The sequence below is a fragment of the Flavobacterium sp. N3904 genome (genome assembly GCF_025947305.1).
Taxonomy (GTDB): Bacteria; Bacteroidota; Bacteroidia; order Flavobacteriales; family Flavobacteriaceae; genus Flavobacterium.
In genome coordinates, this window is sequence record NZ_CP110009.1 from 2,751,294 (window position 1) to 2,776,428 (window position 25,135).

23 protein-coding genes are annotated in these 25,135 nt (G+C 33.2%); 22 read left to right on the forward strand and 1 reads right to left on the reverse strand.

All coding sequences use genetic code 11. The annotated features are described in order from the left end of the window. The first annotated feature begins 75 nt into the window (after window positions 1-75). The 8 genes from OLM57_RS11690 to priA all read left to right on the forward strand — a co-directional run bounded on the left by OLM57_RS11690 (window position 76) and on the right by priA (window position 11,588). Window positions 76-1,980, forward strand: a complete 1,905-nt coding sequence (locus tag OLM57_RS11690) for a discoidin domain-containing protein (protein ID WP_264563875.1) — start codon at window positions 76-78, stop codon at window positions 1,978-1,980. A gap of 189 nt (window positions 1,981-2,169) precedes the next feature. Continuing rightward, a complete protein-coding gene (locus tag OLM57_RS11695) occupies window positions 2,170-4,266 on the forward strand; it encodes a glycoside hydrolase family 97 protein (RefSeq protein WP_264563876.1) in 2,097 nt (698 codons plus the stop codon). 133 nt (window positions 4,267-4,399) lie between these two features. After that, window positions 4,400-5,776 (forward strand): M28 family peptidase, encoded by a 1,377-nt coding sequence (locus tag OLM57_RS11700; protein ID WP_264563877.1) that lies wholly within the window; start codon window positions 4,400-4,402, stop codon window positions 5,774-5,776. 225 nt (window positions 5,777-6,001) lie between these two features. Beyond that, window positions 6,002-6,859 carry a carboxylating nicotinate-nucleotide diphosphorylase gene (nadC, locus tag OLM57_RS11705; RefSeq protein ID WP_264563878.1) on the forward strand — a complete coding sequence of 286 codons (858 nt, stop codon included), beginning with the start codon at window positions 6,002-6,004 and terminating at the stop codon, window positions 6,857-6,859. 4 nt (window positions 6,860-6,863) lie between these two features. After that, entirely contained in the window at window positions 6,864-7,796 is a 933-nt protein-coding gene (locus OLM57_RS11710) for a YihY/virulence factor BrkB family protein (protein WP_264563879.1), read from the forward strand. 113 nt (window positions 7,797-7,909) lie between these two features. Further along, window positions 7,910-8,344 (forward strand): DUF2147 domain-containing protein, encoded by a 435-nt coding sequence (locus OLM57_RS11715; protein ID WP_264563880.1) that lies wholly within the window; start codon window positions 7,910-7,912, stop codon window positions 8,342-8,344. 16 nt (window positions 8,345-8,360) lie between these two features. Then, entirely contained in the window at window positions 8,361-9,113 is a 753-nt protein-coding gene (gene bla-B1-FLAV / locus OLM57_RS11720; protein ID WP_264563881.1) for a subclass B1 metallo-beta-lactamase, read from the forward strand. Window positions 9,114-9,137: 24 nt separating this feature from the next. Then, window positions 9,138-11,588 carry a primosomal protein N' gene (priA, locus tag OLM57_RS11725; RefSeq protein WP_264563882.1) on the forward strand — a complete coding sequence of 817 codons (2,451 nt, stop codon included), beginning with the start codon at window positions 9,138-9,140 and terminating at the stop codon, window positions 11,586-11,588. 8 nt (window positions 11,589-11,596) lie between these two features. Here the strand turns inward: priA and OLM57_RS11730 are convergent, their stop codons facing one another. Further along, complete coding sequence (locus tag OLM57_RS11730; protein ID WP_264563883.1) at window positions 11,597-12,292, reverse strand: LytR/AlgR family response regulator transcription factor; 696 nt, start codon at window positions 12,290-12,292, stop codon at window positions 11,597-11,599. Between the two features lie 165 nt (window positions 12,293-12,457). Here OLM57_RS11730 and rpsF point away from each other — a divergent pair, with 165 nt between their 5' ends. The 14 genes from rpsF to fabV all read left to right on the forward strand — a co-directional run bounded on the left by rpsF (window position 12,458) and on the right by fabV (window position 25,096). Beyond that, entirely contained in the window at window positions 12,458-12,799 is a 342-nt protein-coding gene (gene rpsF, locus OLM57_RS11735; protein ID WP_103806287.1) for a 30S ribosomal protein S6, read from the forward strand. Between the two features lie 5 nt (window positions 12,800-12,804). Continuing rightward, the gene (gene rpsR, locus OLM57_RS11740; protein ID WP_007138295.1) at window positions 12,805-13,101 is read left to right on the forward strand and encodes a 30S ribosomal protein S18; all 297 of its coding nucleotides are present in this window, start codon (window positions 12,805-12,807) and stop codon (window positions 13,099-13,101) included. A gap of 65 nt (window positions 13,102-13,166) precedes the next feature. After that, a complete protein-coding gene (gene rplI, locus OLM57_RS11745; protein WP_264563884.1) occupies window positions 13,167-13,610 on the forward strand; it encodes a 50S ribosomal protein L9 in 444 nt (147 codons plus the stop codon). Between the two features lie 132 nt (window positions 13,611-13,742). After that, complete coding sequence (locus tag OLM57_RS11750) at window positions 13,743-14,216, forward strand: DUF6495 family protein (protein WP_264563885.1); 474 nt, start codon at window positions 13,743-13,745, stop codon at window positions 14,214-14,216. A 165-nt stretch (window positions 14,217-14,381) separates the two neighbouring features. Continuing rightward, window positions 14,382-16,385 (forward strand): NAD-dependent DNA ligase LigA, encoded by a 2,004-nt coding sequence (gene ligA, locus OLM57_RS11755; protein WP_264566905.1) that lies wholly within the window; start codon window positions 14,382-14,384, stop codon window positions 16,383-16,385. After that, window positions 16,375-17,067 carry a hypothetical protein gene (locus OLM57_RS11760; protein ID WP_264563886.1) on the forward strand — a complete coding sequence of 231 codons (693 nt, stop codon included), beginning with the start codon at window positions 16,375-16,377 and terminating at the stop codon, window positions 17,065-17,067. Before ligA ends, OLM57_RS11760 begins: the two co-directional genes overlap by 11 nt. Before the next feature lie 283 nt (window positions 17,068-17,350). After that, window positions 17,351-17,869, forward strand: coding sequence for a DUF6913 domain-containing protein (locus OLM57_RS11765; RefSeq protein ID WP_264563887.1), 519 nt, complete (start codon window positions 17,351-17,353; stop codon window positions 17,867-17,869). Window positions 17,870-17,877: 8 nt separating this feature from the next. Further along, complete coding sequence (dapA, locus tag OLM57_RS11770; protein ID WP_264563888.1) at window positions 17,878-18,765, forward strand: 4-hydroxy-tetrahydrodipicolinate synthase; 888 nt, start codon at window positions 17,878-17,880, stop codon at window positions 18,763-18,765. Window positions 18,766-18,896: 131 nt separating this feature from the next. Next, window positions 18,897-19,691 carry an outer membrane protein assembly factor BamD gene (locus OLM57_RS11775; protein ID WP_264563889.1) on the forward strand — a complete coding sequence of 265 codons (795 nt, stop codon included), beginning with the start codon at window positions 18,897-18,899 and terminating at the stop codon, window positions 19,689-19,691. Window positions 19,692-19,697: 6 nt separating this feature from the next. Continuing rightward, the gene (locus tag OLM57_RS11780) at window positions 19,698-20,015 is read left to right on the forward strand and encodes a DNA-directed RNA polymerase subunit omega (protein WP_116761231.1); all 318 of its coding nucleotides are present in this window, start codon (window positions 19,698-19,700) and stop codon (window positions 20,013-20,015) included. Window positions 20,016-20,023: 8 nt separating this feature from the next. Beyond that, window positions 20,024-21,235, forward strand: a complete 1,212-nt coding sequence (coaBC, locus tag OLM57_RS11785) for a bifunctional phosphopantothenoylcysteine decarboxylase/phosphopantothenate--cysteine ligase CoaBC (protein WP_264563890.1) — start codon at window positions 20,024-20,026, stop codon at window positions 21,233-21,235. Beyond that, the gene (locus tag OLM57_RS11790; protein WP_264563891.1) at window positions 21,228-22,109 is read left to right on the forward strand and encodes a DUF4835 family protein; all 882 of its coding nucleotides are present in this window, start codon (window positions 21,228-21,230) and stop codon (window positions 22,107-22,109) included. The genes coaBC and OLM57_RS11790 overlap by 8 nt, the downstream gene beginning before the upstream one ends. Before the next feature lie 54 nt (window positions 22,110-22,163). Further along, a complete protein-coding gene (recN, locus tag OLM57_RS11795; protein ID WP_264563892.1) occupies window positions 22,164-23,816 on the forward strand; it encodes a DNA repair protein RecN in 1,653 nt (550 codons plus the stop codon). An 89-nt stretch (window positions 23,817-23,905) separates the two neighbouring features. Continuing rightward, window positions 23,906-25,096: an enoyl-ACP reductase FabV gene (fabV, locus tag OLM57_RS11800; RefSeq protein WP_264563893.1), complete on the forward strand. Its 1,191-nt coding sequence runs from the start codon at window positions 23,906-23,908 to the stop codon at window positions 25,094-25,096. Window positions 25,097-25,135: the final 39 nt, after the last annotated feature.

The window sequence follows — 25,135 nt, forward strand, 5'->3', positions numbered from 1 at the left end:
AACTGATTAGCGCGAAGGTGCGCAAAGCTTTGCACACCTTGCGGTTAATATTAAATAATTAAAAAAAAAATAAGAATGCAAAAACTATATTTAATGCCACTAATTATGCTATTGTTGGGGCAGCAGATCAGTATGGCGCAATCTAAAACAGAATGGTTTGACCCCAATAAACCTGCCTCGACCTATTGTAATCCTATCAATATAGGGTACAATTATACAACAGAAAACCACAATGGAATTGCCGATTCTCGTAGATCCAGTGCCGATCCTTTAATTATTACTTACAAAGGCGATTACTACCTTTTTGCGACCAATCAAGCCGGTTTCTTTTGGAGCAAAGATTTATCGGACTGGAATTTTGTTTACGGCAGTTTTCAACGTAATCCTGGTGATGACGACCAATGTGCTCCCGCAGCCTGGGTGGTAAATGATACTTTGTTTTATGTAGGTTCGACTTGGAAAAAAGATCACCCGGTCTGGAAAACGGCCGACCCAAAATCAGGTCGCTGGACTCGGCATGTCAATACTGCAATGTTGCCTACTTGGGATCCAGCCATTTTTCAGGATGACGACAAAAAAGTATATATGTATTATGGTTCAAGTGGTAAATTGCCGCTTTGTGGCGTTGAGGTAGATTATAAAACGTGGTTGCCAAAAGGGAATCAGGCAGATTACGAAAAGCTATATGCAGCAACCGAAGTTGAAGATATTCAGCGTCCTTACGGCGAAATAAAAGCAGTTGTCGGTTTAGACCCAGCGACTCATGGATGGGAACGTTTCGGGCCAAATAATGATATGGAACCAGCACCTTGGGGTGATTTTATTGAAGGGGCATGGATGACCAAACACAACGGTAAATATTACATGCAATATGGAGCTCCGGCAACTGAATTTAAGGGTTATGCCAATGGTGTACATGTTGGAAACAGCCCTTTGGGACCTTTTATATATCAAAAACACAATCCGATGTCATACAAACCAGGAGGATTTGTAATAGGGGCAGGGCACGGAAATACTTTTGCCGACAACTATGGCAATTACTGGAATACCGGAACCTGTAAGATTTCGGTTAAAGACCGTTTTGAACGCCGTATTGATATGTTTCCTGCTGGATTCGACAAAGACGATATTATGTATTCGATTACGTCTTATGGGGATTTCCCAACTTGGTTGCCAAATGACAAACGGGATCAAACCAAAGGAGCTTTCTCGGGATGGATGTTGCTTTCGTATAAAAAAAATGCAACGGTATCTTCTTCGGAAGAATGTATGGAAGTGGAGACCCATAGAGTGGACACAGGCGGCAAAAAAGTATTTGAAAAAATCTGTTACAATGCCCAAAATTTAACCGATGAAGATATTCAATCGTATTGGTCTGCAAAAACAGATAAAGCGGGGGAATGGTTGCAAATTGATTTAGGAAGAAAAATGAGAATTAATGCCTTACAGATTAATTATGCAGATCATAAAGCCACGCAACACAACAAGGCGATGGATATTTATTATCAATACCAAATTTTCATGTCCGATGATAATCAAAATTGGACTTTGGTGGTTGATAAATCCAAAAGTGATAAAGACACTCCTCACGATTATCTCGAATTGGAAAAACCAATAGAAGCCCGTTATGTAAAAATGGTAAATATCCACAACGCATCAGGACTGTTTGCCGTTTCTGATTTCCGTGTTTTTGGAAATGGATTGTCCGAAAAACCAAAATCTGTTACTGGCTTTAAAGTCAATCGAAATGCTGGAGATGCTAGGAATGCAATGATTTACTGGGATACACAACCTGCTGTTGTCGGTTATACTATTTACTACGGAATAGCTCCTGATAAATTATACAACAGCATAATGGTTTACGAAGGTAATACATATGATTTTAGAGGACTGGACAAGGGAACAGAGTATTATTTTTCGATTGAAGCTTTTAATGAAAATGGAATTGGACCTAAATCCAAAAATATCAGGACGAAATAAATAAGCGTGTGAAGAATGTAATTAATAAAAGTTCTTTTCTAGATTATTAGAATATTATTTATTGTATTTGTCCTTATTTCTTGAAATCGAAAACGATTTCGATTTCACTACAAGGTTGTAGTGTCGTTTTGATTGCAATTTTTTAATTTAAATGCTTATTTTTACTAGATACATTAACACATAACCAAAATGAAACATTTTTTTTCAATTATTCTCGTTTTTGCCCTAAGTGCACTTCATGCGCAAAGTGTAAAATCACCGTCAAATGCCCTTGAGGTCACTTTTAAATTAGTAAACAATGGACAGCCTTCCTATTCTGTGAATTACAAAGGAAAACCGGTAATTCTCCAAAGCAGTTTGGGAATTAAGCTGAAAGATAAGCCTGCCTTAGATTCAAATTTTGAAATTATCTCTACAAAAGCTGATACTTTTAATGAATCCTGGAAACCAGTTCTTGGGGAAAAGGCCAATATTGTAAACAACTACAATGAGCTTACGGTTTCTTTAAAACAAAAAGAAACCAACGTAAAAATGAATATCATTTTTAAAGTTTATAATGAAGGAGTTGCTTTTAGATATGATTTTCCAAAACAAACAGAACTGAATTATTTTATTATTTCTGATGAGGTTTCTCAATTTAATTTGACAGAGGATTATAAAACATTTTGGATTCCTGGGGATTTCGATAGTAATGAATATGTTTATAACGAAACAAAACTTTCAGAAATCGATAACACCAAATTAAACCTTAATAATGGTATTGGAGTAAAATCGATTCCAGGAAAATATGTGGTGCAATCACCATTGATGATGAAGTCTGCCGCAGGAATATATATCAATATTTTTGAAGCTGCAGTAGTCAATTATCCAGTGATGCATCTTAATGTTGATGGTACGAAATTTAAGTTAACATCTCAATTGGTTCCAAATGCAATTGGTGACAAAGCCTATTTGCAAACACCTTGCGTATCTCCTTGGAGAACGATTATGATTAGTAATGACGCCAGAGATATTGTGGGTTCACAATTAATTTTGAATCTGAATGAACCTTGCAAACTGGATGATGTGTCGTATATAAAACCAATGAAATATGTTGGAATTTGGTGGGAAATGCACGTTGGTAAATCGACTTGGGATTATGCAGGTTCACAAAACGCTTCAAATTTTGCAGAGAAGCCTGTAGCTTCAGGAAAGCATGGTGCCACTACCGAAAACACAAAACGATATATTGATTTTGCTGCCAAAAATGGTTTCGACGGTGTTTTGGTCGAAGGATGGAACGTAGGCTGGGAAGATTGGAATGGCAACTGGAAAGAAGAAGTATTTGATTTTACAACGCCTTACCCTGATTTCGATCTTGCCGCAGTTACGGCTTACGCCAAAGAAAAAAACATAAAAATGATTATGCACCACGAAACATCGGGTTCTGTTGCCAATTACGAACGTCATTTGGACCGTGCTTTCGACTTGATGAAAAAATACGACTATCCGGCTGTAAAATCAGGGTATGTAGGTAAAATTATTCCGCGTGGAGAATTTCATGACGGACAAACAATGGTTAACCATTTTAACTTTGTAGTAAGACGTGCTGCCGATTATAAAATCATGGTAAATTCACACGAATCTTCCAGACTTACGGGTTACAGCCGTACCTATCCAAACTACATTGCCGCCGAAGCCGCTCGTGGTAATGAATTTAATGCCTGGAGTACTGGAAATCCGCCAAATCATGAGACCATTTTACCGTTTACAAGACTTCTTGGAGGACCAATGGATTATACTCCTGGAATTTTTGAAATAAAAATGAGCTATTATGATAAAAATAAAACCGAACAGGTTCATACTACGCTAACCAAACAATTGGCATTGTACGTGACCATGTATTCTCCGTTGCAAATGGCTGCTGATTTACCAGAGAATTACGAAAAACGCATGGATGCTTTTCAGTTTATAAAGGATGTAGCGTTAGATTGGGATGATACGAAAATCCTGGAAGCCGAACCTGGAGATTATTTGACAATTGTTCGAAAAGCCAAAGGTAAGGAATCTTGGTTTCTTGGAGCAATTACCGACGAAAATGCCAGAAAATCGGAGATAAAATTAGACTTCTTGACCAAAGGGCAAAAATACAAAGCCATAATATATGAAGATGCCAAAGATGCCGATTGGAAAAACAATCCAATGGCTTACAAAATAAGAACGGTTGAGGTTACAAGCAACTCAAAAATAAATTTGGTTTTGGCACCTGGTGGAGGAACCGCTATTAGTTTTGAACCGATAAAATAATCTTAATTTTCATTTTATTAAATCCTGCATCTTAAAAGTATGCGGGATTTTTTTTTGATTTTAATTTTGATTCTACTTTAGAATGCCGAAATTGCAACACCAATAAACCTCAAATAATTTTATACCAAACAAAATGAAAACAAACCTATTTTTGGCCCTTTTTCTTTTTAATTCTGTTGCGTTTTTTGCACAAACCAAAGACGAACAGGTTTTTAAGGAAATTTACAATTCGGCATTAACCAATTCAAAATGCTATTCTTGGTTGGATCATCTTTCCAATGACATTGGGTCTAGATTATCGGGTTCAGACGGAGCTGCAAGAGCAGTTGAATATACCAAAAAACAAATGGAAACACTTGGTTTTGACAAAGTGTATTTGCAGGAAGTTATGGTGCCAAAATGGGTACGTGGCGAAAAAGAAACAGCTTATATTCAAGACAATAAAACTAAAATCAAAGTACCGATTTGCGCATTGGGCGGTTCGATTTCCACACCAAAAAATGGCATTACAGCCGAAGTGATTGAAGTACATAGTTTTGATGAATTGAAAACATTAGGTGTTGATAAAATAAAAGGGAAAATTGTTTTTTATAACCGACCAATGAACAATGCTGATATTGAAACGTTTGATGCCTATTCTGGAGCAGTAGATCAGCGCTATGGCGGAGCTGCTGCAGCTTCAAAATATGGGGCAGTTGGAACGATTGTTCGTTCGATGAATTTAAGATTGGATGATTTTCCGCACACTGGAGGGCAAAGTTATGGTGATATTCCAAAAGAACAATTCATTCCAACCGCTGCTATCAGTACCAATGCAGCCGAATTATTGAGTAAGACCCTAAAAAGCAATCCAAACGTGAAATTTTATTTTAAACAATCCTGTCAAAAAATGGACGATGTTTTGTCCTATAATGTTGTTGGGGAAATAAAAGGAACCGAACATCCTGAAAATATTATGGTGGTAGGCGGTCATCTTGATTCCTGGGACTTAGCCGATGGTTCGCATGACGATGGAGCGGGAGTGGTACAAAGTATGGAAGTGATGAATATTTTTAATAACATAAAATACAAGCCAAAAAATACCCTTCGTGTGGTGCTGTTTATGAACGAAGAAAACGGAACAAGAGGCGGAAAAAAATACGAAGAATTATCATTGGCCAATAAAGAAAACCATATTTTCGCTTTAGAAAGTGATTCGGGAGGATTTACACCAAGAGGTTTTTCATTAGAATGTAATGACGCCAATTTTGCTAAAATTTCGAGTTGGAAAAACGTATTCGAACCGTATTTGATTCACAGTTTTGTAAAAGGACATAGTGGTTCAGACATAGAAGCATTAACATCTAAAACAATTGTAAAAGCAGGTCTAAAGCCAGACTCGCAACGTTATTTTGATTACCATCATGCCGCAAACGATACATTTGATGCCATAGACAAAAGAGAACTGGAACTTGGTGCAGGAACAATGGCTGCCTTGGTTTACATGATTGACCAAAATGGGATTCAATAATTGGTTTTTTAAACATTTATAAACATAAATAACAAACCTGTAAGCAATTCAAAATCTTACAGGTTTTCTTTTATAAAATAGTTTCATTCAGATTCTTATAAATAATTAGTAATTGAAAGTATGTTTTGTCATAAATTAATGTGAAATTCTAATTTTTTAAAACTTACTTACTTTTAAATACACAAAATAAATCCTACTTTAGCATCTTATTTAAAGAGCAGAAAAATGATTAGCGAAGCACAGTTTCAAAACGAATTGAATGTCTTAATTGCCAATGCCATTAGAGAGGATGTAGGACCTGGAGATTATAGCTCATTGGCCTGTATTCCAGCAAATGCAAATGGAAAAGCAAAGTTATTGGTAAAAGAAGATGGCATAATTGCCGGCGTTACTCTTGCAAAAATGATTTTTGAATATGTAGATCCTACTATGCAAATCGAAACGTTTATAGAAGATGGGACTCCCGTAAAAAAAGGAGATGTAGTTTTTCATGTTTCTGGTAGCTCGCAATCTATTTTAAAGTCTGAAAGAGTTGTATTAAACACAATGCAGCGCATGAGTGCCATTGCAACCAAAACTAACAGTTTTGTGCAGTTATTGGCAGGAACCAACACAAAAATTTTAGACACCCGAAAAACAACTCCGGGATTTCGTGTGGCCGAGAAATGGGCTGTAAAAATAGGGGGCGGCGAAAACCATCGTTTTGCTTTATACGATATGGTTATGCTAAAGGACAATCACATTGATTTTGCGGGTGGTATTACATTGGCAATAGCCAAAACACAGGCTTACCTAAAAGAAAATAATTTAGACTTAAAAATCATTGTTGAAGCGAGAAACCTTGCTGAAATCGAAGAAATTTTAAAAAGCGATGGTGTACATAGAATTTTGATTGATAATTTTAATTACGAAGATACACGAACAGCTGTGGCGATGATTGGCGACAAATGTCAAACCGAATCTTCAGGAAATATCAATGAAGATACGATGAGATTATATGCAGAATGCGGTGTCAATTATATTTCATCGGGAGCTTTAACTCATTCAGTTTACAATATGGACTTAAGTTTAAAAGCAATTTAATACTATGAGTTTGATAATTGAGGCTAAACTCGAAAAAATTCCTGTAGTCAGAAACTTGATGCATATCTTAAAAAAAATTAAGATGCCGGGATTGGGAGGTTTTTCGTTTTATGATTTGTTAGAATTGTATTTTGAAGGAATAATAGATGGGGCTTTTTCGTATCATGCCAGTGCAGTAGCTTTTAGCTTTTTTATGGCCTTGTTTCCTTTTGCACTATTTATTTTAAATTTAATTCCGTTTATCCCTATTGAAGGGTTTCAGAATGATTTTCTTCAATTTGTAAAGGAAGGGGTTCCCCCAAATACCTATGATGCAATAGCCAATATAATAAATGATATTCTCAATAATAGCCACTCAGGATTAATGTCTTCAGGTTTTTTATTATCAATCTTCTTGATGGCCAATGGCATAAATGGAATCTTAGGAGGCTTTGAGTCTTCTCGACATGTTTTGGAAAAAAGAGGTTTTTTAAATCAATATTTCGTTGCTTTAGGAATTTCGTTATTGCTGTCCATTCTTTTGCTTTTGACTGTTTCTATTATTGTGGTTTTTGAGGTGTTTATTCAAAAAACAATGATTCAAGACGTATTAAGTGACCGTATTCCGTTAATTATTTTAGGAAGGTATATTTTTGTAATACTAATGATATTAATAACATCTTCCATATTATTGCGCTACGGAACAAAACAATCACATAAACCTCCATTTATAAGTATAGGGTCTGTTTTTACAACTATACTTATTATTATATCCTCGTATTTTTTCGGAATTTGGGTATTGCGATTTTCAAAATACAATGAATTATACGGTTCGATCGGAACACTGTTGATCATGATGTTTTATATCTGGATTAACTGTATGATTTTGTTGCTGGGATTTGAATTGAATGCTACAATTCATAAACTAAGAAAAAAAAATCACAGTATTAAAGTTTAGTTATAAATGACATTGTTTAAATGAAATTTTGTATTCTTGTTAAAGATTACCCAGACGCAGATTCTTTTTGTATTTGGGAATAATAAAAAAAGTGAGACAATAATTTAAGAAAAATGAAAAAAAGTATCGTATTTAGTGTAGTTGTGTTTTTTGCTATGGTTTTCAATGCCCAAAGCCAGAATGTTTTAGGTAAATGGAAAACCATTGATGATGAAACTGGGCAAGCAAAATCTATTGTAGAAATTTATGAAAAATCAGGAAAAATATACGGGAAGATTATTGATATCGTAAATCCGGAAAAAAGAAAAAATCTTTGTACAAAATGTTCAGGTGAAAATAAAAATGCCCCAATTCTGGGCATGGTAATCATTAAAGATCTTGTGAAAGATGGTGATGAATATAATGGTGGTAAAATATTGGATCCTTCAAAAGGGGAAGAATACAAATGTTTAATTGCCCTTGACGGAAAAGACAAACTAAAAGTGAGAGGTTTTGTTGGAGTTTCTTTGTTTGGAAGAACGCAATACTGGTATAGAGTGAAAAATTAATTTTCTTAAATATAAAATGAGAAAAGTAGCAGCAATAATTTTATTTTTCACAATACTGTCAAATAGTTTTGGACAATCTGAAAATTCGCCTTTGCAAATAAGTCATCTTATAGGTGACTTTTATGTTTATAAAACTTTTCATGATTATAAAGGAACTCTGATTTCAGCAAACGCCATGTATCTGGTTACGGATAAAGGTGTTGTTTTATTTGATGCTCCTTGGGATAAATCGCAATTTCAGCCACTGTTAGATAGTATAAAATCTAAGCACAATAAAGATGTTGTGATGTGTTTTGCAACACATTCTCATGATGATCGCGCTGGAGGTTTGGAATTTTTTAGAAAAAACGGAATTAAAACGTATACTATAAAATTAACTGACGCCATTCTAAAAAATAAAAATGAAAAAAGAGCCGAATTTGTAATTCCGAATGATACTATTTTTAAAGTTGGAGAATATAAATTTGAAGTGTATTATCCGGGGAAGGGGCATGCGCTAGATAATATTGTAGTGTGGTTTGATAAAGAAAAAGTACTTTATGGAGGATGTTTTGTTAAAAGTACTGATGCAAAAGATTTAGGTTATTTGGGGGATGCCAATGTGAATGAGTGGGAGAAATCCATTAAAAAAGTTCAGGCAAAATTTAAAAACCCAAAATATATTATTCCGGGTCACGAAGATTGGACAGATACAGGGTCTTTGGACCATACTTTAAAATTGGTTCAGGAATATAAAAATAATGCGTCTGTTGAATTAAATAAAAAGTAATTTTACAGAGAATAAAATCTTTACATGTATTTCGTCGAAGTCATTTTACCGCTTTCTTTAGCCAAAACATTTACGTATAGTGTATCTGAAGCTGAATTTCTTTTTATAAAAAAAGGAATGAGGGTTGCGGTGCCTTTTGGTAAAAGCAAGATCTACACGGCTTTGGTGATTGAAATTCACAATAACAAACCCACTTTATACGAAGCCAAAGAGATACATCAAATTTTAGATGATTTCCCTGTAGTAACAGAATTTCAAATTGCACATTGGATTTGGATAGCCGATTATTATATGTGTGCAATTGGAGATGTGTACCGTGGTGCTATGCCAAGTGGATTGTTATTGGAAAGTGAAACTCTAATAACAAAAAAAAGCGATTCCTTTGTTGATGAAAGTCTGCTATCGGATGATGAATATTTGGTTTATGAGGCTTTGCAACAGCAAAGTTCGTTGAAGATTCTAGACATAACTGCAATTCTCAACAAAAAGAATATTTTTCCTGTAATACAAAAATTGATTGATAAAAATATTCTGGTATTACAGGAAGAAGTTCAAGAAAGTTACAAACCAAAATTGGTACGGTACGTGCGATTACATTCCAAATATGATACTAACGAAGGCTTAAAGGATTTGCTCGAGGTTTTAAAAAGTGCCAATAAACAAAAAGAAATAGTTTTAAATTATTTCCAGTTAAGCGCATCCGAAAAAAAACCGATTACTGTAAAAAGATTAGTCGAAGCAGCACAATCTTCTCCTGCAATTGTGAAAGCATTGGTAGATAAAGAAATTTTTGAGGAATATTTTTTGCAAGAAGATCGAATAAATTTTTCGGGTAAAGGGCGAGAAGATGATTTGCAATTGAGCAATGCGCAACAATTTGCTTTTGAATCCGTAAAAGCAAGTTTCAAGCAAAAAGCAGTATGTCTTTTGCAAGGAGTTACTTCGAGCGGTAAGACCGAAATTTATATCAAACTTATAGAAGAATATTTGGCTACGGGAAAACAGGTGTTGTATTTGTTGCCCGAAATTGCTTTGACAACACAATTGGTTTCCAGATTGCGAGCGCATTTCGGAAATAAAGTGGCTGTTTTTCATTCAAAATATAATAATAATGAAAGAATTGAAGTTTGGAATCAAGTGTTGCAAAATGCTGACAAAGCCCAAATTGTTATCGGGGCCAGATCGGCTTTGTTTTTGCCCTTTCAGGATTTAGGTTTTATCATTATTGACGAAGAGCATGAACAAACTTTTAAACAGTCGGATCCGGCACCACGTTATCATGCTCGGGACGCTGCAATAGTTTTGGCCAATTCGCATCAGGCTAAAGTACTTTTAGGTTCGGCAACTCCAAGTATCGAAACCTTTTTTAATGCAAAATCAGATAAATATGGTTATGTTGAAATTACCGAACGTTTTGGGAATGTAATGATGCCCGAAATTGCATTGGTGGATTTAAAAGACAAATATTTCCGCAAAAAAATGAACGGTCATTTTAGCGATACTTTAATTGAAGAAATCACAACAGCTCTGACATTAGGGGAGCAAGTTATTTTGTTTCAAAACAGAAGAGGCTATTCGCCAATTATAGAATGTATAACTTGTGGGCATGTGCCGCATTGCGAGCAATGTGATGTAAGTTTGACCTATCACAAACATAAGAACCAGTTGCGATGTCATTATTGTGGATATTCTATGGCAAATCCTACTCTTTGTCATGCATGCTCTAGCATTGACTTGACTACCAAAGGTTTTGGGACAGAGCAAATTGAGCAAGAATTAATTGCTATTTTTCCAAATGCCAAAATCGGACGAATGGATCAGGATACAACACGAGGAAAATTTGGTTTTGAAAAAATCATTGACAGTTTCAAGAATCGAGAATTTGATATTTTGGTAGGTACACAAATGCTTGCCAAAGGATTGGATTTTGACAATGTCAATTTGGTCGGGATAATGAATGCCGATAATATGCTCTATCACCCTGATTTTAGAGCTTTCGAACGCAGTTTTCAAATGATGACGCAGGTTGCAGGACGTGCCGGTCGATCAGAGAAAAGAGGGAAAGTTATTATACAAACGTACAATCCCAATCACAACACAATACAGCAAGTTACCAATACTGATTATAATGGAATGTATAAAGAGCAATTGTATGATAGGCAAATTTATAAATACCCACCTTACTTCAGAATAATAAAATTAACCTTGAAACAACGAGATTTTGATAAGCTCAAAGAAGGGTCAATGTGGTTGTACAATGTTTTAAGCCAAAATCTTAATCTGCCTGTGTTGGGACCCGAAGAACCTGTTATTAGTAGAATTCGCAATGAATACATTCGCAATATAATTATCAAAATACCTCAAAATACGCCAATTGGAAGCACAAAAAAAACTATTCAGAAAATATTGAATAGTTTTGAGGCAGTGGCTCAATATAGAGCTATACGAGTAACGACAAACGTCGATTTTTATTAGAGTAAAGTTTATGAATAGGCAAGTGCTTTAACAAGGTCTTCTTTCTTATTGCGACTCAAAGGAATTTTTGTTACTCCAATTTCGGCAAATTTGCTGTTGAAACGGTCAATTTTGTCAATGTTAACAATAAAAGATTTGTGAACCCTTATAAATTTTTCTTTAGATAAGTCATTTTCAAAAGATTTCATCGTTGAAAGAACCAGATTGCTATCATCTTCGGTAACTACTTTTACATAATCTCCAAAAGCTTCAATCCATTTAATTTTAGAAGTAAAAATCTTTAATTTTTTGAGGTTGCTTTTGATAAAAATATGTTCGCCTTCGTCTTCCTTATTTTCTTTCTTTAGAAGAAATTGATCAATCGCTCTTCGTACAGAAGCATTAAAACGTTCAATAGAAATTGGTTTTTGCAAATAATCAGTTGCGTCATAATCAAAGGCCTTCATAGCATATTCGGCCTTAGAGGTGACAAATATAATCTGAGGTTTTGTTTTTAAACCATCAAGAAAATCAAAACCACTAATAACAGGCATCTCAATATCAAGAAATATCAAATCTACGTTATGTACAGTCATGCAACTTTTAGCTTCAATTGCATTCGAGAAATCTCCTATTAGGTTTAGATTGGTATGATTGTTTACTAATTTTGCTATAATCATTCTTTGTATTGAACTATCATCTACGACTACACAGTTTAGTTTCATAATGTCAAATTTTTGATTTGGTAGAGTAAAAATAGTTTATTTTTTTTTATAATAAGTAAAAAAACCTGTTTTTTTTCACCATTCGTCGATTAAAGTTGATTTGTACTTGTTTGTTTAAAATAAAACATTACTTTTGCACCCAAATTAACAAATAAATAAATATTTATGAATCATTATGAAACTGTTTTCATTTTAAATCCCGTTTTATCTGAAGTTCAGGTAAAGGAAACAGTAAGCAAATTTGAAGATTTTCTTACTAGTAGAGGAGCAGAAATGGTATCGAAAGAAGACTGGGGTCTTAAAAAAATGGCTTACGAAATTCAAAACAAAAAAAGTGGTTTTTATCACTTATTCGAATTCAAAGTAGCTGGTGAGGTTCTTATCGCTTTTGAAACTGAATTTAGACGTGACGAAAGAGTTATGCGTTTCTTAACTGTAAGTCTTGACAAACATGCTATCTCTTGGGCTGAAAGAAGAAGAGCAAAACTTAAATCTCAAAAAGCTTAATTATCATGGCAACATTACAACAATCTGCTTCAGGAAAAAAAGACGGGGATATCAGATATCTTACGCCTTTGAACATAGAAACCAACAAAACTAAAAAGTATTGTCGTTTCAAAAAATCAGGTATCAAATATATTGATTATAAAGATGCTGATTTCTTATTGAAATTCGTTAACGAACAAGGAAAAATTCTTCCTCGTCGTTTAACAGGAACTTCATTAAAATACCAAAGAAAAGTGTCTGTAGCTGTAAAAAGAGCACGTCACTTAGCTTTAATGCCATATGTGGCTGATTTACTAAAATAATAAAAATTAACAGTTGTTGGTTTTCTGAAACATGAAACCTAACTTCTATAAAAAAGGACAACAACATGGAACTTATTTTAAGACAAGACGTTCAAAATTTAGGATTTAAAGATGATATCGTTTCTGTAAAAAACGGATACGGTCGTAATTTTTTAATTCCACAAGGACACGCTCATTTAGCAACTGCTTCTGCAAAGAAAGTATTGGCTGAAAACCTAAAACAAAGAGCGCACAAAGAAGCTAAAGTAGTAAACGATGCAAAAGCATTGGCTGAAACTTTGAAAGCTATCGAAATTAAAATCGCTGCAAAAGCAGGTGGTGAAAAATTATTTGGTTCTATTACAAACATTGACATCGCTGAAGCTTTGGCTAAAGGTGGTCAAGTAATTGACAGAAAATTTATCACTTCTGGAATTGTAAAACGTACTGGTAAATATGCTGCTACTGTAAGATTGCACAGAGATGTTATTATCGAATTGCCATACGAAATTGTTGCTGAACAAGCATAATTTCTAAATCAATATTTTAAAATCCCATTCCGTTGTAAAACGAGATTGGGATTTTTTTTTGTTTAATTTAATTTAGAATATTTATGTTGATGCTTCACACTATAATCTAAAATTTAAAATCTAAAATTGTAAATGAAATACGCTAGATTAACAAAAGAACAATTTGAAGAGTTAACACAAGAATTTACTAACTTTTTGGCAACCCAGGCAATTGATAAAGCCGAATGGGATCAAATCAAAGCCGAAAAACCAGAAGTTGCTGAGCAAGAACTTGACGTTTTTTCAGATTTGGTTTGGGAAGGCGTGCTGTCTAAAGCAGAATATTTAGAGTTTTTCTCGAAAAATCATATTTTTCTATTTCATTGTTTCGAAAATCATGTGCAATCAATTGTTTTAAAATCATTGGTTCCCGAAACCGACTTTTTGACTAAAGAAGGTTTGCAATGGCTTAGTGACAATATGTTTACAGAAACAATTGAAATGAAAGTGGGAAAAAAAGAATTTACCGAAGAACGTAATCTTTCGATTTTTCAATTGATTCAGCAAGGGTCTTTTTTGAGTGATGGACAATTATACAATCAAATTAATACGATTATCAAGTCGTAAATTTGATTTTTAAAGTTAAAATTGGTTATTTTAGTAGATTATTTAATCGACTAGAATAGGCAATTTTGTTTTTTATGAAATGAGCATGCCGAAAAATGTTAGTAAAAACTAATATGCGATATGCGAATTACATATGACCAAAAAAAAAGCAAATATAATCTTCATATGAATATACAGCAGACCATCCAAACGCTTAGAGAAGAACTTAATCTTCACAATCATAGTTATTATGTATTGGATAATCCTACTATATCGGATTATGAGTTTGATTTGAAATTAAAGGAGCTTCAAGATTTAGAAAATAAACATCCAGAATTTTTTGATGCTAATTCTCCAACACAACGTGTAGGAGGTACTATAACCAAAAACTTTGAAACTGTTCCGCATGAATATCGGATGTATTCACTTGACAATTCCTATTCTAAAGAAGATTTGATCGATTGGCAAAATAGAATTCAAAAGGTTTTAGGGAATGTTCCTTTAGAATATACTTGTGAATTAAAATATGATGGAGCTTCGATAAGTATCACTTATGAGAATGGAATGCTAAAACGTGCTGTGACTCGTGGAGATGGTTTTCAAGGCGATGATGTAACTAATAATATTAAAACAATTAAATCAATTCCGTTGCAGTTGAAAGGAAATTTTCCCGAACACTTTGCTATTAGGGGAGAAATCATTTTGCCTTTTGCAGGATTTGAAAAAATGAATCAGGATTTAATAGAAATTGGAGAAACTCCATATTCCAACCCGAGAAATACAGCTTCTGGTAGTTTAAAATTGCAAGACAGTGCCGAAGTAGCCAAGCGTCCTTTGGATTGTTTGCTTTATTTTTTAATTGGTCCAAACTTGCCTTTTTCTTCTCAATTTGAAGGATTAGAAATAGCAAGAAATTGGGGGTTTAAAGCGCCAGCTGAAGCAAAATTGACTAAGAATCTGGATGAAGTTTTTCAGTTTATTGAATATTGGGATGTTCATCGTCATGAGTTGCCTTATGAAACAGATGGAGTGGTTATAAAAGTAAATGATTTTCGTCATCAGGAAGAACTAGGATATACTGCCAAATCACCAAGATGGGCTATTGCATATAAATTCAAATCAGAACAGGTTTCAACAAAATTAAATTCGATTTCCTATCAGGTAGGAAGAACAGGAGCTATTACACCAGTTGCTAATCTGGAGCCTGTTCAATTGGCAGGAACGATTGTAAAACGTGCTTCTTTGCATAATGCTGATCAGATTGAGAAATTAGATATTCGAGTGAATGACACGGTTTTTGTTGAAAAAGGAGGGGAGATTATTCCTAAAATTATTGCCGTAGATTTAAGTAAACGCACCGAAAATTCAAAGCCTACCCAATATATTACTCATTGCCCTGAGTGCAATACTGAGTTAATACGAGGAGAAGGCGAGGCCAATCATTATTGTCCTAATTTTTATGGCTGTCCTCCTCAAATAATAGGGCGAATTCAGCATTATATTTCTCGAAAAGCTATGGACATAGAAGGTCTTGGAGGAGAAACGGTTGCGCTGCTTTTTAATAACGGATTGTTACATAATTATGCCGATTTGTATGAATTGACAGTAGAGCAAATTTTGCCTCTGGACAGAATGGCGCAAAAATCAGCTGAAAATCTCGTAAATGGAGTTAAAAAATCAAAAGAAATTCCGTTTGAAAGCGTTTTGTTTGCACTCGGTATTCGTTTTGTGGGAGAAACTGTTGCCAAAAAACTGGCCAAACATTATAAAAATATTGATGCTTTGCAACAAGCAACTCTCGTGGATTTGATTTTGGTAGATGAAATTGGAGAAAGAATTGCGCAAAGCGTGATTGACTTTTTTGAAAATACTGATAATAAAATCATCATCGAAAGATTAAAACGTTACGGCGTACAATTTGAAATTGTCGAAAAAGTAAATCCAAATGCAACTAATAAATTCTTAGGAAAAACATTTGTCGTTTCAGGTGTTTTTTCGACTTTTTCTAGAGACGAATTGAAGACTTTGATTGAGGATAATGGTGGTAAAATTGGAAGTTCAATTTCTGCAAAAACTGATTTTGTAGTTGCAGGTGATAATATGGGTCCAGCTAAGTTAGAAAAAGCAAATAAACTTAATGTGCCAATAATCTCAGAAGATCAATTTATTACAATGTTAAATGAAAGCTAGTACTCCATCTCTTATATTGTTTTTTACAACTTCGGCTATGGTTGTGATATTTAAATTATTAGACTATGATGGTTTAGTATTATTTGGTAAGTCAATTATAATTCCCTCTTTGTTTATCTATTATTTTGTATCAAATAATTATAAGATTACTTTCTTTAAAGGATTAATTTTTCTGCTACTTTTTGTGAGAGATGTTTTTACGACGCTAAATATTAGTGAATCTCCAAAAGGTGCTTTTTTTTGCGTCTTGATGGTTTATGTTATGCTTTTATATTTAGCTCAAAAGGATTTTGAATACCTGAAATTTAGTTATAGAGATAGTATTTCGATTTTTATTTTAATTCTTGGAATTGGAAGTATTTGTTACTCCGTTTTAAATTTAGAACTTGAAAACTTAGAGATGGATTTTTCATTATACGTACTTTTTGGTATAGTTTTGAGTATTTTGAGTGTCGTTTCAATTACAAACTACATCAAAATTGGAAGTTATGCTTTTTTTAATGCCATGTTAATGTGTATTTGTTTTATAATTACAGATATCTTTTTTGTGTTGTATAAATTTTATTTTTATAATTATGCTTTTATGTTAATTAGTATTATCACTCAGTTTTTATCTTATTTTTTTATGGTAAATTATTTATTAGAGAAAGATAAAGTGAGTGAAGATTTAAATGATAATTAATTTTTTTTAATTCTATTAATCTTTCTCAAGTTAAAAGCGATGCCTATTTAATTGGTTTTAATTATTTCTTCATTATACAAAATAATTATAATTTCTTTACAAATAAAGGTTTTTAAAAATGCACTAAATCCAATTGATGAATTTGATATTTTTTGCTATAATTAATTAAAAAAATAAAATGTTAAGAATATAACAAAAAGTTTTAAAACGTCATTATACTTTTTTAGATTTACCATTTCAAATGCAACTTAATTATTTAAATTTGTAATCCTGTAAAAGTACTATGTTTTTAAATTATTTAAAGAACCTAATTTTAAATAGAAAAATAAAAAAAAGCCTGACCAATGTCAAAGCAAATAATTTTTCGGGTTCGATCAAAACAGTTGGATTGTTTATTGATGAAAGTTGTTTTTTTTATAAAGAAAAATTAATCGATGAAATTGTAAAAAATGGAATCGACATCAATAACATTAAAGTTATTTTATACAAAGAATCTTTTGAAAAAAAGGAAGTTTTTACTTATCCTACATTTGGATTAAAGGACTTCGATTTTAATGCAAGAATAAACCTTAAAGAAATTAATGCTTTTATAAATGAAGATTTTGATCTTTTAATTAATTATTATGATATTGAAAAACCAGTTTTGTTACTTTTGACAAATAATTCAAGTGCAAAATTTAAGGTTGGTTTTTCTTCAATTGACAAGAGATTAAATCATTTCATGATTGCTGTTAATGCCCAAGATTATTCCGTTTTTACTCAAGAATTATTCAGATATCTAAAAATATTAAACAAAATATAATTTAAATTATGCAATCATTAATAGGAACAGGAGTTGCCCTAATCACTCCATTCAAAGAAGATTTTTCTATAGATATTGATGCCTTAAAAAGAATAGTGAATTTTTCTATCGATGGTGGTATAGAATATTTAGTCGTGCTCGGCACAACTGCAGAAAATGCAACATTATCTCCTGATGAAAAAGAGTTGGTGATTCAAACCGTGATTGAAGTAAATTCAGGAAAATTGCCTTTAGTTCTTGGTGTTGGTGGTAATGATACTTTGAAAGTTGTTGAGGAATTAAAAACTAGAGATCTATCTGCTTTTACTGCAATTCTTTCCGTTTCTCCATATTATAATAAACCTACACAGGAAGGAATATATCAACATTTCAAGGCAGTTTCTGAGGCTTCGCCAATTCCAGTAATTTTATATAATGTTCCTGGAAGAACTGCAAGCAATATGTTGCCAAGTACGGTAATAAGATTAGCAAATGATTTTGAAAATATTGTAGCGATCAAGGAAGCTGCTGGAGATATGGTTCAAGCCATGCAAATATTAAAGAATAAACCAAAAGATTTTCTAGTGATTTCTGGTGATGACATGATTGCTTTGCCAATAGTTTTGGCTGGTGGTTCTGGTGTTATATCGGTAATTGGCCAAGGTTTTCCTAAAGAATTTTCCGAAATGATTCGTTTGGGATTGAATAAAAAAGTAGATGATGCTTTTAAATCCCAATATTTACTTTCGGATTGTATTGATATGATTTTTGAACAAGGTAATCCGGCCGGTATCAAAGAAGTCTTTAAATTATTGGGAATTTCTGAAAATGTTGTAAGATTGCCTTTGGTTACAGTTGACGAATCTTTATCAAAAGGACTATGTGATTTTATTAAAAATATTGATAAAAACAGTTGAAAATAGCCGCTTTTTTTTAAACAAAGAAATATTTTGTAATAGCTAAATTAATAACTAAATTTGCCACCAAAACTTTGGTGTCTTTTATTGTGGATTAATTTAATCCAAATAAATAAAAATAAGTAAAAAAAATGAAAAAAATAATATCTGTATTGCTTGTTGTTCTCTTTTTTTGCTCTTGTAGTGAATATCAAAGTGCCTTAAAAAGTGGAGATGTTGCAGTAAAGTTTGATGTTGCTACAAAATTATATGATGCCGGAAAATATACGAAAGCTATTCGTTTATTTGAACAATTAGCTCCAGCTTACCGTGGTAAACCTTCGGGAGAAAAATTGTTTTATATGTATTCTCAGGCTTGTTATAAAACAAAGCAATATTATTTAGCTGGTTATCAATTTGATAGTTTTGTTTCGGGGTATCCAAAAAGTGAAAAAGCAGAAGAATGTGCTTATTTAGGAGCTCAAAGTTATTCGATGCTTTCTCCAGTTTATAGTCTAGATCAAACCGATACATACAAAGCATTAGAGAAAATGCAAGGATTTATTGATCGCTATCCAAATTCAACATATATTGCTGATGCAAATGCTACATACAGAAAGTTAAGTGATAAAATTGAAAAGAAGGTGTATGAAAATGCATTAGAATATAATAGAATATCAAATTATAAATCTGCTATTATTGCGTTTGATAATTTCATTGCAGATTTCCCAGGAACTCCTTATAAAGAAAAAGCATTGTATTATAAGTTTGATTCCGCTTATTCATTAGCAATAAATAGTGTTCCTTCAAAAATGGAAGAAAGGCTGAATGCTGCTAAAACATATTATTTGAACTTGCTTAAATTCAAGCCAAATACAGAATATAAAACAAAAGCAGATGAAATGTCAGCTCAAATTGATTTAGAATTACAAAAATATAATAAATAAAAAGTCATGGATTTAAAAAAGACAAATGCTCCAGTAAACACAATAACATACAATAAAACTGTTATTGAGGAACCAACTGGAAATGTGTATGAGGCGATAACAATTATGGCTAAAAGAGCAAATCAAATTAATTCTGAGATAAAAAAAGAATTAACTGAGAAGCTGGAAGAATTTGCAACTTATAATGATAGTTTGGAAGAAGTTTTTGAAAATAAAGAGCAAATCGAAGTTTCAAAATTTTATGAAAAACTTCCAAAGCCTCATGCTTTGGCTGTACAAGAATGGCTTGATGGTAAAATCTACCATAGAGACGCCAACAAATAATTTATACAATGTCAGTTTTAAGCGGAAAAAAGATTTTGCTGGGCATTTCTGGCGGAATTGCTGCATATAAAACGGCTTCATTAGTTAGACTCTTCATAAAAGCAGGTGCACATGTCCAAGTGATAATGACACCTGCTTCTAAGGATTTTATAACCCCACTTACCTTATCGACCTTATCCAAGAATCCTGTTTTTTCGGAGTTTTACAACAAAGACGAAAAAAATGAAGAGTGGAATAGCCATGTTGAGTTGGGACTTTGGGCAGATTTGATGGTCATTGCTCCGGCAACAGCCAATACATTGTCTAAAATGTCAAATGGATTGTGCGATAATCTATTAATTGCCTGTTATTTATCGGCAAAATGTCCAGTTTATTTTGCTCCAGCAATGGATTTGGATATGTATATTCATCCTTCTACAATGGATAGCTTCAAGACTTTAAAAGGTTACGGGAATATTATGATTCCAGCCGAAAGTGGAGAACTGGCCAGTGGTTTGTCTGGAGAAGGCAGAATGGCTGAACCAGAAAATATAGTTTCTTTTTTGGAAGCAGATCTCGAAAGTAAACTTCCACTTAAAGGAAAAAAAATACTCATCACTGCAGGGCCAACTTACGAAGCAATAGACCCCGTTCGATTCATTGGAAATCATTCTTCAGGAAAAATGGGTTTTGATATTGCTAAAAGTGCTGCGAATCTAGGTGCATCAGTAATATTAATTTCTGGACCTACGCATCTTAACATAAACCATCCGTTAATTAAAGTTATACCTGTTGTGTCTGCACAAGACATGTATGAGGCTTGTCATGATAATTTTAATGGGGTGGATGTTGCAATTGCAGCAGCAGCTGTTGCTGATTATAAACCTAAAAATATTGCTCTTCAAAAAATCAAAAAAACGGCTGACGATTTTACCATTAAATTAGAAAAAACGAAAGACATACTCGCCTCTTTGGGTGAAATTAAAGAAAAACAGTTCTTAATTGGCTTTGCTTTAGAAACTGAAAATGAAATTGAAAATGCCAAAGCAAAAATCCAGAAAAAAAACTTAGATTTGATAGTTCTTAATTCGCTGCAAGATGAAGGAGCCGGATTTGGAAAAACGACCAACAAAGTCACTTTTATTGATAGTTCTTTCAATATTGAACCGATGGAACTGAAATCAAAGGAAGCCGTTGCCGATGATATTTTAAACAAAGTAATAGCACATTTTTATGATTAAATTTGTTTTATTTTTTTTTATGGGTTGTGGTTTTATTCAGGCACAACAGCTAAATTGCACGGTGACTTTGAATACCGATAAAATGAACAATGCCAATCAGCAAGTTTTTAAAACTTTGGAAACTGCCTTAAATGAGTTTATAAACAAAACAGATTGGACTGGACAAAGTTTGTCACAAAAAGAAAAAGTGAATTGTTCTATGTATATAACAGTTTCAAATTATACTTCGGATCAATTTATCGCCAATATTCAAGTGCAGTCTTCTAGAAACGCCTATTTTTCTACCTATTCATCTCCCGTATTAAACTTGAATGATAAAGATTTTACTTTTAATTATACGGAGTTTGAGAATTTGACATATGTACCCACAAGTTTTGATTCAAATTTGGTTTCTGTTATCTCTTACTATTGCTATATAATTTTAGGAATGGATGCAGATACTTTTATTCCTCTTTATGGAAATCAATATTTTGGAGAGGCTTTGAATATTGCAAATGTTGCTCAACAAGGCGGTTATAAAGGTTGGAACCAATCTGACGGTCCTTTGAGTCGATATACTTTAATAAATGATTTATTGTCTCCAACTTATAATGAGATAAGACAATCAACCTATCAATATTATGCTGGTTTAGATTTGATGTATCAAGATCAAAAAAAAGCAAAAGAAATTATTAAGGGATCGTTGATTAATTTGGAAAAGTTGAATGCCACAAAGCCCAATTCGTATCTTGTTAGAATATTTTTTGATTCAAAATCAGACGAAATTGTGTCTATTTTTTCTGGTGGTCCAAGCATTCCAATAACAGATATGGTTGACAGTTTAAACAAAACATCTACTTTGAATGCCAGTAAATGGCAATCTATTAAATATTAATTTTTATATTAGTATTGCATTATATTAATTCAATTTGTACTTAAAAATTCATAAATGATAACTTCTCTGTCGATAAAAAACTATGCGTTAATTGAAAAATTGACTATTGATTTTTCTAAAGGTTTTTCTATAATTACGGGTGAAACGGGAGCCGGTAAATCGATAATATTGGGTGCTTTAGGTTTGGCTTTGGGAAAAAGAGCTGATCTGACTTCACTCAAAAATAAAGAAGAAAAATGTGTTATTGAAGCTCATTTTGAAATTTCGAAATACAATTTAAAACCTTTTTTTGAAGCTAATGATTTAGATTATGAAAATGACACTATCATTCGCAGAGAAATTTTGCCATCCGGAAAATCAAGAGCTTTTATCAATGACAGTCCAGTAAATCTTCAGGAATTGCAGGAATTGAGTCTTTATTTAATTGATATTCATTCCCAACAACAAACTCAGGAATTGTCTGATGAGAATGTGCAATTTAAAATTATAGATGCGATTGCCAATAACCTGGAACTAATTTTTGAATATCAGGGACTTTTAAAATTGTATAAAACTCATAAGTCTCGATTGAACGCTTTGCTTAAAAGAAAAGGAGAAGCTTCTAAAGAACAGGAATACAACGCATTTCTTTTGGACGAATTGGTTGTTGCAAAACTAAAATCAGGTGAACAGGAAACGCTTGAAGCCGATTATGAGCAATTAAATAATGTTGAGATTATCAAAGAATCATTAGACAAATCTTTGGCAATTGCCAATGAAGAGCAAATTGGTGTTTCCCATAATTTGAATGAAATAAAAAATGCCATTCAAAAAATCGCATCTTTTTCAACGGATTATCATACATTATTTGAAAGAATAACAAGCCTTAAAATTGAATTTGAAGATATTGCGATTGAATTGAATCGTTGTTCAGAAAAATTGATTAATGATCCGGAGCAGTTAAATCTGATTGGCCAGAAACTCCAACTGATTTATAACTTGCAAAAAAAGCATCAGGTGATTTCGGTCGATGAGTTATTGGACATCCAGAGGAATTTGGAGAACACTGTTTTGGAACTTGGGAATATTGATGATGAGATTATAAATCTGACAGAAGTAGTTGATGACAATAGTAAACAACTCGATAAAATTTGTGATACCATTCACCAAAAAAGACTCGAGGCCATTCCTCTTTTGTCACAAAAACTGATTGCTATTTTAGAAACCTTGGGAATGCCGAATGTGCGTTTTCAAATGGAATTAAATAGTGCTTCAACGTATTTGGAAAATGGAAAAGACGAATTGCAATTTTTAATTTCGGCCAATAAAGGAACCGATTTCGGATTGTTAAAGAAAGTGGCGTCTGGAGGAGAAATGTCCCGAATTATGCTTGCGGTAAAAGCAATTTTAGCGCAATATTCAAAACTGCCAACATTGATTTTTGATGAGATTGACACTGGTGTTTCTGGGGAAATTGCCAACAGAATGGGGGAAATTATGAAAGTAATGAGCAGTCATATGCAAATATTTGCCATAACCCATTTACCTCAAATTGCGGCTAAAGGAACAGAACATTTTAAAGTGTTTAAATCTACTGTTGGTGAGGATACTCAGTCAGAATTAAAATTGTTGACCAGCGAAGAAAGAATCACAGAAATTGCACAAATGTTATCAGGAACTGTTATTTCGGATTCTGCCTTAAATCACGCAAAAGCCTTGTTGAACTAAATAAATGGACTATATTTGCCCATTCAATTTTAAAGCTTAAAAATTCAATTAATTGAAAACTTATAATATAAATTAACGTAAGACTAAATATGATTATAGAACCAAGAATGAGAGGATTTATTTGTTTGACAGCCCAACCAAAAGGATGTGAGCAAAGTGTTAAAAATCAAATTGAATACGTAAAATCAAAAGGAACTATAGACGGAGCCAAGAAAGTATTGGTTATTGGAGCTTCAACAGGTTTTGGGTTGGCTTCTAGAATTACGAGTGCTTTTGGTTCTAATGCCGCTACAATTGGTGTGTTCTTTGAAAAGGAACCTGCAGAAGGCAAAACAGCTTCTCCGGGGTGGTACAATTCTGCTGCTTTTGAACAAGAAGCTCAAAAAGCGGGTTTGTATGCAAAAAGTATCAATGGTGACGCTTTTTCTAATGAAGTAAAAAGACAGACATTAGATCTTATAAAAGCCGATTTAGGCCAAGTTGATTTAATTATTTATAGTTTAGCATCTCCAGTGCGATTAAATCCTAAAACTGGAGTTTTACACCGTTCTGTTTTGAAACCAATTGGAGCTACTTTTACAAATAAAACAGTTGATTTTCATACAGGAATTGTTTCAAATATTTCTATTGAACCATGTAATGAGGAAGATATTGCCAATACAGTTGCCGTAATGGGTGGTGAAGATTGGGCTATGTGGATTGACGCTTTGAAAGCTGAAAATTTATTGGCTCCAGGTGCTACAACCGTTGCTTATTCTTATATTGGGCCATCATTAACAGAGGCGGTTTACAGAAAAGGAACAATTGGCCGTGCCAAAGATCACTTGGAGGCAACAGCATTCACAATTACCGATAGCTTAGCCGATATAAATGGTAAAGCGTATGTTTCTGTAAACAAGGCTTTGGTAACTCAAGCTAGTTCTGCCATTCCGGTTATTCCATTATATATTTCCTTATTGTATAAAATAATGAAAGAAAAAGGAATTCATGAAGGTTGTATTGAACAAATTCAACGTTTGTACCAACAAAGATTGTATACTGGGGCACCGATGATTACTGATGAAAAAGGTAGAATCCGAGTTGATGATTGGGAAATGAGAGAAGATGTTCAGGCTCAAGTGGCAAAACTTTGGTTGGAAGCTACAACTGAAAATCTGGCAGAATTAGGAGATTTAGAAGGATACAGAAAGGATTTCTATAATTTGTTTGGTTTTGGGTTTGATGGTGTAGATTATAAAGCAGATACAAACGAAGTGGTTGCAATACCAAGTATTGGATAATTAGAATCTAGGATATTTATAATTTTAAAAACACCTTAT